General features: G+C 62.4%; 8 protein-coding genes. 2 read left to right on the top strand and 6 right to left on the bottom strand.

All coding sequences use genetic code 11. The features are described from left to right. Positions 1–502, top strand: a 502-nt coding sequence (locus KF708_23190) for a hypothetical protein (protein ID MBX3415609.1), incomplete at its 5' end; no start/stop codon positions are given. A 57-nt stretch (positions 503–559) separates the two neighbouring features. On the opposite strand, the gene KF708_23185 is transcribed toward KF708_23190, so the two are convergent. From KF708_23185 to KF708_23175, 3 genes are read right to left on the bottom strand one after another with little or no spacing between them, the layout of a single operon-like run. Next, the gene (locus KF708_23185) at positions 560–1,171 is read right to left on the bottom strand and encodes a hypothetical protein (GenBank protein ID MBX3415608.1); all 612 of its coding nucleotides are present in this window, start codon (positions 1,169–1,171) and stop codon (positions 560–562) included. After that, the gene (locus KF708_23180) at positions 1,168–1,617 is read right to left on the bottom strand and encodes a hypothetical protein (protein ID MBX3415607.1); all 450 of its coding nucleotides are present in this window, start codon (positions 1,615–1,617) and stop codon (positions 1,168–1,170) included. The genes KF708_23185 and KF708_23180 overlap by 4 nt, the downstream gene beginning before the upstream one ends. Further along, positions 1,614–2,339, bottom strand: a complete 726-nt coding sequence (locus KF708_23175; protein MBX3415606.1) for a hypothetical protein — start codon at positions 2,337–2,339, stop codon at positions 1,614–1,616. Before KF708_23175 ends, KF708_23180 begins: the two co-directional genes overlap by 4 nt. A 390-nt stretch (positions 2,340–2,729) precedes the next feature. Between KF708_23175 and KF708_23170 the strand changes: the two genes are divergently transcribed. After that, positions 2,730–4,151 (top strand): amino acid permease, encoded by a 1,422-nt coding sequence (locus tag KF708_23170; protein ID MBX3415605.1) that lies wholly within the window; start codon positions 2,730–2,732, stop codon positions 4,149–4,151. Between the two features lie 18 nt (positions 4,152–4,169). Here KF708_23170 and KF708_23165 read toward each other — a convergent pair whose 3' ends face one another. The 3 genes from KF708_23165 to gatA form a co-directional block, all read right to left on the bottom strand. Beyond that, positions 4,170–4,808 (bottom strand): hypothetical protein, encoded by a 639-nt coding sequence (locus KF708_23165; GenBank protein ID MBX3415604.1) that lies wholly within the window; start codon positions 4,806–4,808, stop codon positions 4,170–4,172. A 710-nt stretch (positions 4,809–5,518) separates the two neighbouring features. After that, on the bottom strand, positions 5,519–6,997 hold the full coding sequence (gatB, locus tag KF708_23160; protein MBX3415603.1) for an Asp-tRNA(Asn)/Glu-tRNA(Gln) amidotransferase subunit GatB: 1,479 nt from the start codon (positions 6,995–6,997) through the stop codon (positions 5,519–5,521). Next, the gene (gatA, locus tag KF708_23155; GenBank protein ID MBX3415602.1) at positions 6,994–8,526 is read right to left on the bottom strand and encodes an Asp-tRNA(Asn)/Glu-tRNA(Gln) amidotransferase subunit GatA; all 1,533 of its coding nucleotides are present in this window, start codon (positions 8,524–8,526) and stop codon (positions 6,994–6,996) included. The genes gatB and gatA overlap by 4 nt, the downstream gene beginning before the upstream one ends. Positions 8,527–8,538 lie beyond the last annotated feature (12 nt).

Genomic DNA, 8,538 nt, shown 5'->3' with positions numbered 1-8,538 from the left:
AGGCCAGGGACCCAAGCATTACGTCATGATCTCGGATTACGCGGAGGGCAAATTCATGACACTCTTTCCGGCAGACAAGGGCTACGTTATCGAACGCGAAGTGATGGGCATCGACGACAAAGGCAAAGTACACAAGGAAAAACTTGGGCCCTTGCCGCAAGCCGATTTTTACGCAGCGATCCGCACCGTTCCTCTCGATCAGGCGAAAAAACTATCCGATCGCGAAATGGATGGACGGCTCGTCAGCGGCTTTCAATTAGTCGCAACACGCGAACGCGCCGCCGGCACGTCGACGTATACGCGCACCTACTGGGTCGACCCGCGGTCGAAGTTGCCGGTGCGTATCGAAACCACGATCCGCTCCACCGATCCGAAGATGTCGAACAGTGAATTCGTGCAGCGCGACATCGTCTTCGACGCCCCGCTCGATGAGGCGCTCTTCAGCACCGATCCGCCCGCAGGCTATCACGATTTGTCCGCGGCGACTGACGAAAAAGAGTAGAGCCTCACGGACTTGAGTGAGCTCGCATGCGATCGGAAAAACATCACCGGTGTTTGTTCAGGCGTTCCGCTGGTTCGAGGTAAAGTCGAGTGCGTACTCATCGTGGGCGTACCGATCGTAGAGTTCTCGCAGGGCATCGCGCACATTGCCCGCGTGACGCGCGAAAAGGGCCGGAACCGAGAAGGGAAATACGGCCGCCGGCTCGTTCAGCAGTCGCCGGACGATCGATTCGAGCAATTCCGGCGTGGTGCGCGTTTCGAGCAGCGTCGGCAAGCGACCGGCGCAATGGGTCGTCGCAATCAGCACACCCGCTTGACGGACGCGGAAGCGAAATCTGCGCCAGGCGAGCGGGTTCAGTTGCTCTGCGCCATCGCACAGGACGGCATCTTGCGCGCCGAGACGCTCGCTCAACGAGCACATGGTTTCGCGTGGGATCGTACGGCGTTCGGCCGATAGGCGCAGCAAGTACACACGTTGGCCGCGGCGCTCCAATCGCGCCGCAATGTCCTCGAGCAACGTCGTCTTGCCCGACCCGTGCGGGCCGACGATCGCGCCGCGTCCGCCAAGTCGCTCCAAGCGCGCGAGCAGGTCGTCAAGCGATTCGCCCGGTAGCTCGTAGCGAATCTCGAGCACGCGATCCACGGCAAAGGGATTCTCGCGGGCTTTCATCGTCGCGTACCGTCGAACGGGTCGTCATCTTCGCCGTCATCATCATCGTGGTCGTCGCCGACGATCGAGCTGGGTGGGCGCCAGGTGTTCAGCACGACTTCGCACGAGAGTGGAGAGACGACGATGTCGATCTGTTTCGACTTCGCCGCGCCGAACAATTCCAGCCGCACGGCCCAGATGAGTGAAATGAGTGTGCCCGAAAAGCTGTAGGGAGCCTCGGGCAGGTGCAACTTCACCGTGCGGCGGTCGTTGGCCTGGGGAGCGTCGAGCGTGATGGTATCGACCAGCGAGCGGTCGGTATCCCCCTTGCCGCGCGTGTACCAGAGCAGCCGCACCTCGGCGCGCTCGGGCGCCGGCGAACAGGCCCATTCGGCAACGAGCTGGATGGTTTCGCCTGGCTCGAACGCCTTGCGACCGTCGGTAACGCGCAGGCTCGATTTCGTCATTGTTGCAAATCCAGGGCACCGACGTGGGGCAAGACGATGATGGGATATTCCTCGCTGACGTCAGGCCAGAAGGCGACTTCCCCCTTGATGTGCAAGTGCCAAACGATCTTGTTGCGACCGCTATCGAACGAGTGCATGGAATGGGTCGGCACGCGAAAGGTCGTCGTGCCACTTTCCATCTCGACGGAGTCCGTGGTGTCGACGACGGTGATGCGCGCGAAAACGCTCTTGTCGGTGCTGGTCGAGGTGCCGCGGCGATAGGTGGCCTCTTCGCGCCCTTCCAGTTCGATCAAAACGCGATTCAGGCGACTCGTCGCGCCGGTAAAGACCCAGGTGAGATCGACATCGGCGCCGAGCGGAGCCGCGCCCGAGCTGAGCGTCATCGTCGGCACCGGATTGAAGGTCTGTAGAAATGTGTAGACGATGCCCCACAGCAGTGCCAGCCCGATGGCGACAAAGGGGAGCAGAAGGAGCGAGAGCGCCCAGTTGGGCGAGCCGCGCAGAAAGTCATGGGCGACGCTCCACACGCCCAGGCCGATGACGCCGTTCCAGCAGGCGCCAAAAACGAGCAGCGTGAAGAACATCGTCCAGCGACCGATCGTGGCCTTGAGCGTAATCGGCTCGGAGGTGATGCGATCCCAACCCAGCGGTCGCCAGTCGCCGCTTTCTTCATCGAGTTCGTCGTCGACATCGTATTCGTCGTTCGATTCTTGTGAGGGCATGGAGATCTAGAGTGTCCGTGGAGAGACGAAGAGAACCTAGAGCAATGTAGCGACCGACGCGCTAAGCCGATAAGTGCTGCCAGAAAAAAGGCTCATACGGAGCCGCGGAGAAGCTGCGGGAGGAAATGCTAGAATGGGACTGATTCTGGTTGAGGATAATAATGGATCCAGTCGGGCTGCTCATCAATTTCGGCGGAGCCACCATGAAGGAAGGTCTGCACCGAATCGTCAACAAATATGCCCCGACAACAAGTGTCGATGAGCGCGCCTACCAATACCAGGCAAGGCAATTAACCCTTTCGACTAATCCTCAAGCTTCTATCTCCGCGTCTCCTCCTCGCTCCGCGACTGCGTGACACGTATGCTCCCCGCCGTTATGCTACCGGCTACATGCAGCCAGAGAATCCCACCGACGATCCCGTCATCGCCCCGCCCCTCGATGGCCGCACCCTCGCGCCGGTGCTGGGGCTCTTCACCGCCGTCACGATCGTCGTCGGCGGCGTCATCGGCTCGGGCATCTTTATCGTGCCCAACCAGGTGGCGAAAGCGACCGAAGGCTACGTCGGGCTGATCCTCGGCCTGTGGGTCTTCTGCGGCATCGTCAATCTGTGCGGCGCGCTCACGCTGGCCGAGCTCTCGGCCATGTTCCCGCACGCCGGCGGCACCTACGTCTTCCTGTGCGAAGCCTACGGTCGCCTTTGGGGCTATCTCTGGGCCTGGGCCGAGTTCTGGGTCATTCGCAGCGGCTCGACCGCCGCGCTCGCCGTGGCGATGTCGATCTCGATGGTCGGCGTGTGCGAAGCGGCGGGCTTCACCTTCACCGACGCGAGCCGCGGCTTGTTCCAGAAGGTGACCGCCGCCTGGGCGATTGGCTTCCTGGGCGTGATCAACATCATCGGCACGCGCTGGGGCGGTGTTGTGCAGAACCTGACGACGATCGTTAAGGCGGGCTGCGTGGCCGTGCTGGCCCTGCTCCCCTTTATTGCTGCCGGACACGAACGCGTGGCCCTCACCGGGCTCTGGCCCGAGACGTGGACCTTCGGGCTCATCAGCGGCATCGGCCTCGCCCTCTCCGGCATCATGTGGGCCTACGATGGCTGGGGCATGGTCACCGTCGTGGCCGAAGAAATAAAAAACCCCAAGCGCAATATCCCGCTGGCCCTCGGCGGCGGCGTCATTCTGCTCACGGTCCTCTACGCCGGCGCGAACCTGGGTTACCACCTCACGCTTCCCTCGAGCGCGATCGCGGCCGCGCCGGTGCCGGCCGTAACGGTCGTCGAGACCCTCATCGGCCCCTGGGGGCGGAACGCGGTGCTGGCGCTGATGATGATCTCGATCTTCGGCGCGCTAAATGCGAATATCCTGGTCGGTCCGCGCGTGCTCTTTGCCGTGGCGCGCGACCACGCACCGCTGAAACCGCTACGGCACATCGACCCGCGCACCGGCACGCCCACCGTGGCGATCGCGGGCCTGTCGATCTGGTCGTGCGTGCTCGTATTGGCCGGCGACTTGAGCCCCGACCCCGATCACACGCTCTTCGAGCTACTCACCAGCTACACAGTCTTCGGGGGCTCGTTGTTCTACTTCGCCGCGGTAGCGAGCGTGTTCCTCTTCCGCATCCGCGATCCTGAGCGTGTGCGGCCCTATCGCACGTGGGGCTACCCGCTGGTGCCGCTCGTGTTCATCGCCTTCTATGTGTTCCTACTGGTAAGCATGGTCTGGGCGACGCCGCTGGTGTGCGTGATCGGACTCGGCCTAATCGCCACCGGTTTTGTACCGTACGCGTGGACGAATCGGCGCGGGCGCAGGTGATGCAGAGGGCTAGGACCATTAACGATAACGAACAAGCCACCAGCCATATTCGTCAAGCGGAATCGCCGAACGCATGGTAAGCGGCGATCCCAGGCCGCTTGTATACGACTTCGGTTCGCTGCCGCCAGGGTGAAATTCAATCTGGTATTCTGCCGGTCCGGTGACTGCGAATCGCAGCGCCTCCTCATCGGATCGCTCGATCAAGTGACCGAAATCGAGACGCCGAGGATTACCACGACGTTGGTACAAAGCCAACAGATTGGGATGCTCGTCGGGGTACGCAAAATACTCGCCAGCTTCAACCAACGTTCCATGTTCGGTTGGCCAGTGTCGCGATAGATCAACCGCCACGACGCGAAAACGGGACAACTCACGTCGAACGTGTCGCACTACGGCCCACTCATGAAGCCGATCGTACGAACTCCAGAACGCAAGCCAAACGCTCACGATACACACGATTGCCAACATGCGGCGGATCGTCCCGCGCAGTGCGAAGTGAATCATTGCTCCTATCGCGGCGAGAGTTGCTATCAATGCCAAGGCGCCGAAGAGCACGAGTCGCGGGCCGAGACGATCGCGTCCGCGCGCCAGCTCCATGACGAAATCAGCGGATGGATTGTTCTCATACGCGAGCACTCCCATCTGCCACTTTGCCAAGTGCAGAACTCCGGAGTACTGCGCATCCAGATGCATCCAGATCAGATACGAGGCGAGTATGCCGAGTGTCGTTGCGCAACACACGGCAAAAGATGGGACCGGGATCCAATGCCACCATCGCCGAGTCTGTGAACTCCGGGACTTTTCGTAGAGCGGTGGGGAACTCACACCACAGACGTCCCCCAAGCGCGGTGGCTCAGCATCAGTATCTAACATCATTATTCTTGCGTGCCGGAAACAAGTCTCAACTCGGCAATCGACGGCTCTACCTCTACATGAATGGTAGAATCACAACTGCATTCCAGTTTGTTGCAATGGCGGAGTCAAGAATTCATGCGGCAACGTCGCCTGTCGCGCGCCGCCGCCGTTCGTTGATTCCCCCATTCCACCTTCGTGGGTGGACCTCACCGCTTATTGAGACTGAACTTGGATGCGTTCCCTGCCATAAAACGCGCGATATCCACCCGCGCGGCTGGATTGCGAGAGAAACCGTGTATAGCCATCCAATAGCTCAAGCCCCGCTCGTAATCTTCACAGCGAACACCACTTGCACTACGTGCCAAAAAGAATCGGCCACCCGCGACCCACGCAAAGTGCCGTGGAATCGACCGCTCAAAACCACGAAAACGCAAAAGACCATCTTGAGACGATTCACACGCAAGACCGCGCAGCGAATTCGCATGAGCCGGCCCAACGAACGCCAAAAACCACTACGCCATTCGCGCCACGACTTCCAGCACCAGCTCCCGGAACCTGCCGGGGTTGACGTTCGGGTTGCGCTTTTTGGCCTGGCCGATCAGATTGCCGGCCGCTTGAAGTTTGCCCTCTTTAATGTCCGCCACGATCTTCGGGTTCGCCGCCAGCAGCTCTTCGCACAACGCGACCAGCTCGCTCTCGTCCACCTTCGTGATGCCACGGGCCTGCATCGCCTCGTCGGCCGATTGCCCCTTGTCGAGCATGTCGACGAAGACCTCGCGGGCACGGCTCGTGTCGAGTTCTCCCGCGCGGACTTTTTGCAGCAGACCCGCCAGACGATCGGGTCGCATGGAAAACGCCTCGATCGAGAGGTTTTTTTCCGACAGCGTGCGGAGCACGTCTTGCTGGATCCAGTTGCTGGCCATCTTCGCGTCCCCCACCAGATCGGCCAGTTCCGTGAAGTATTGCACCAGCGGCAGACCCTGATTCACCAGCACGTCGCTATCGTAAGCCGTAATGCCACGTTCTTTCACCAGGCGATCTCGCAGTGCCGCGGGCAATTCGCCCAGGCCGGCTCGGGCCGCTTCGATCTCCTGTTCGGTCACGGTCACCGGCACCAGGTCCGGCTCGGGGAAGTAGCGATAGTCGCTCGACTCTTCCTTGTGGCGCTGGCCGCGCGTGACGTTCGCGGCGTCGTCCCAGCCGCGCGTCTGCTTCGGCACGTCGCCGATCTTGTTGCCCGTCTCGACCCACACGTCGTACTGTCGCGCGGCTTCGTAGGTCAGCGCCCGCTCGACCGCGCGGAAGCTGTTCATGTTCTTCACTTCGACGATTGGCGTGGCGATCTTCCCCTCGGGCAAATGCACGTGCAGGTTCACGTTCGCATCAACCCGCAGGCTGCCTTCCTGCATGTTGCAGTCGGAGACGCCAAGATAGGTGAGCAGCAACTTGAGCTCGGTGAGGTACGCCTTCGCTTCGGCGGGGGAGCGCATGTCGGGCTGGCTGACGATCTCCAACAGCGGCGTGCCGGTGCGATTCAAGTCGATGCGGCTATCGGCGCGGCCGGCCACTTCGTCGTGCATGCTCTTGCCGGCGTCTTCCTCGAGATGCGCGCGGATGATGCCGATCCGCTTCGGCTCGAAGGCACCTTTCGCGTCGTTGATCTCGAGCCAGCCGTCGTGGCTGAAAGGCAAGTCGTATTGGCTGATCTGGTAGCCCTTCGGCAGGTCGGGATAGTAGTAGTTCTTGCGGTCCCACTTCGTGTAACCGGCGATCTGGCAGTTCAGCGCGATCGCCGTGCGCAGCCCCAACTCGTAGGCGCGGCGGTTCATCACCGGCAGCGTGCCCGGCATGCCGATGCACACGGGGCAGGTCTGCGTATTCGGCGGCGCGCCGAACTTCGTGCTGCAGCCGCAGAACAACTTGCTCGCGGTGGCAAGCTGCACGTGGACCTCGAGTCCGATCACTACGGTGTAGTCGTGCTTGTCGCTCATCGGAGGTGGGGCCTCCGCGTGTGCCAGTCGGTGGCCTGTTGGAACATGGCGGCGCCGCGGAGCAATCGTTCTTCCTCGAACGCCGGCCCCTGCAGTTGCAGGCCGATCGGCAAGCCACTCGCGCTGAATCCGCAGGGGAAGGCGATGCCGCCGATGCCCGCCAGGTTCGCGCTCACTGTGTACAAGTCGACGAGATACATCGCCAGCGGATCGTCGACCTTTTCGCCAATCTTGAACGCCGGCGAGGTGGTGACGGGGCCGACAATGAGATCGACCTGCTGGAACGCCTCGTCGTAGTCGCGGCGAATCAGGCGACGGACCTTGAGGGCCTTCAGGTAATAGGCGTCGTAGTAGCCGGCGCTCAAGGCATACGTGCCGAGCATGATGCGGCGCTTCACCTCGGCGCCGAAACCTTCGGCGCGGCTCTGGCGGTACATCCGCACCAGGGCGTTGTCGTGGTTGGCCAGCGCTTTCTCGTTGCCCGCCTTCTCGAGTGCGGCGTGCTCTTTTTCGAGCCGCGCGATCATCGGCTCCTCGGGCGTGCGATAACCGTAGTGGGCCGCGTCGTAGCGGGCCAGGTTGCTCGAGGCCTCGCTCGGGGCAATCACGTAATATGCCGCCACCGCGTACTTGCCGTGCGGCAGCGAGATCTCCTTCACCTTCGCGCCCAGCGACTCATACACGCGCACCGCCTCGCGCACCGCCTGCTCGACTTCACTCTCGAGCCCTGCTCCGAAGTGCTCGCGCACCAGTCCGAGTGTCAGCCCTTTGAGCGGCTGCCGGGCGCTCGCATGATAGTCGGGCACCGGCCGATCGACCGAGGTGGAATCCTTGGCGTCGTGTCCGGCGATCACTTCGAGTAGCAACGCCGCATCTTCCGCCGTGCGGGCGAGCGGACCGATCTGATCGAGACTGCTCGCAAAGGCCACGAGCCCGTAGCGGCTCACGCGGCCATAGGTGGGCTTCAAACCCGTCACGCCGCAGAGACCGGCCGGCTGGCGGATCGAGCCCCCCGTGTCGGTGCCGATCGACAGCGGCGCCATCGAGGCAGCGATACAGGCCGCGGCGCCACCGCTCGAGCCGCCAGGAATGCGCGTCACGTCCCAGGGGTTGCCCGTCGCGCCATAGGCGGAGTTTTCGGTCGAGCCCCCCATGGCGAACTCGTCCATGTTCGTGCGACCGATGAGCACGGCGTCGGCCGCCTTGAGCCGCTCGATGACGGTGGCGTCGTAGGGTGGACGGAAGTGTTCGAGGATCTTCGAGCCGCAGGTCGTCGGTTCGCCCTGGGTGCAGAGCACGTCCTTCACCGCGACCGGCAATCCGGCGAGTCGGCCCAGCTTGGCGCCACCGGCGCGGCGCTGGTCGATTTCGGCGGCACGAGCCAGGGCGGCGTCACGATCGACGCGCAGAAAGGCATGTACCGCGCCGTCGTGCGCGGCGATCCGATCGAGAAACGCCCGGGTCACCTCGACCGACGTGACCTTGCCGCTCGTCAGTTGAGCGTGAAGTTCCGTGGCCGATAGCTCGATCAGAGACGACAT

Source organism: Pirellulales bacterium (genome assembly GCA_019636335.1).
Lineage (GTDB): Bacteria > Planctomycetota > Planctomycetia > Pirellulales > JAEUIK01 > JAHBXR01.
Note: the sequence above shows the minus strand (reverse complement) of the source record. Positions and strands in the feature narration are given on the sequence as shown.

Bases quoted from the DNA above. Each gene is read 5' to 3' on its own strand.
- KF708_23185 (MBX3415608.1), bottom strand. From the start codon at position 1,171: ATGAAAGCCCGCGAGAATCCCTTTGCCGTGGATCGCGTGCTCGAGATT.
- KF708_23180 (MBX3415607.1), bottom strand. From the start codon at position 1,617: ATGACGAAATCGAGCCTGCGCGTTACCGACGGTCGCAAGGCGTTCGAG.
- KF708_23175 (MBX3415606.1), bottom strand. From the start codon at position 2,339: ATGCCCTCACAAGAATCGAACGACGAATACGATGTCGACGACGAACTC.
- KF708_23170 (MBX3415605.1), top strand. From the start codon at position 2,730: ATGCAGCCAGAGAATCCCACCGACGATCCCGTCATCGCCCCGCCCCTC.
- gatB (MBX3415603.1), bottom strand. From the start codon at position 6,997: ATGAGCGACAAGCACGACTACACCGTAGTGATCGGACTCGAGGTCCAC.